The organism is Corynebacterium tuberculostearicum (assembly GCF_032821615.1).
Lineage (GTDB): Bacteria > Actinomycetota > Actinomycetes > Mycobacteriales > Mycobacteriaceae > Corynebacterium > Corynebacterium tuberculostearicum_H.
Genome location: NZ_JAVBIF010000051.1, coordinates 1 through 1,081, shown reverse-complemented (window position 1 = coordinate 1,081; position 1,081 = coordinate 1). Strand labels below are relative to the sequence as shown.

Below are 1,081 nucleotides of genomic sequence, written 5' to 3'. Positions count from 1 at the left end.
CTTGAGTTCAGAGGGTCGTTGCAACACTTTCCCTTAGGAGGGTGTTGTTGTGTCTGGGGTTGTTGGCCCGTTTCATTCGTTGTCTGAATCGGATCGTCGTGGCTTAGTTGCCTTGGTTGGCAGTGGGCGTAGTGTCCGTTCGGCGGCTGGTGAGCTTGGCTGTCATTACGGGCATGCTTTGAATTTTTGCCATGCCTTTGGATTGCCAGTCGTGTATAAAGCCAAACGAGTTGATCGCCGCGGCAGCCAGGCTGTCCAGCTTGTAGAGCTAGTCCGAAGCGGACTGTCGGTACGCCAAGCTGCTAAAAGATGTGGGATGCATCTTACCGCTGCGTATGCCGTAGCTACGGAAGCTGGGTGCCATATCCGGTTAAGTCAGTATGCTCGGAAAGTCCGCCAGACGCAGTTAAGAGTGGAATACCTGCGCCTTCGGCTGGCGAGCCTGCCTGGTGGTGATGCTGGCACGGCAGTAGGAATTGATCGTCGACTGCGTTTAGATTTCGAAAAAGGACTCACCAAATCCCAGGGTCGACGAGAAGAGTTCATACCCGTCGGCGAAGACGCCAGCACGTATAACAGACTTATGAAAGCGCTGCGCCAACGCCATGATGTCATCGAATCCGGAAGGCTTGCCCCTCCCGCCTTACCTAGCGGGGTAGATCCGTATAAACGCATCAGCAATCGCTACATTTGCTTCGAAGAACGCGTCATCATCGCCGATCTTCTCCGCGAAGATGTGCCACTGCGTGAGATTGGGCGCCGTTTAGGGCGAAGTGCATCGTCAATTCAGCGTGAAGTACGCAGAAACCACAGTGCGGAAGGCCCGTATCGTGCAGAAACAGCCCAGTTAAAGGCCTGTGCGCGCAGATTACGGCCGAAAATACCGAAACTACTAGCCAACAAAAGACTATGGGACTATGTATGCGCACAATTGCGGGCACAATGGTCACCTGAGGAGATTTCTAATCGCCTGCCCATCGACTACCCCACTGATAAGGACATGCGCATTAGTCACGAAACGATTTATGACGCCTTTTACCTGCAGGCCAAAGGAAGACTCAAAGACCTTGGCCTGGACTTG

At 53.5% G+C, this 1,081-nt stretch carries 1 protein-coding gene; it reads left to right on the top strand.

Annotation, left to right across the window (positions count from 1 at the left end; translation table 11 throughout):
- Window positions 1–49 precede the first annotated feature (49 nt).
- Window positions 50–1,081: helix-turn-helix domain-containing protein (locus RAE09_RS11830; protein ID WP_316981771.1), on the top strand; the 1,032-nt coding region annotated here is incomplete at its 3' end.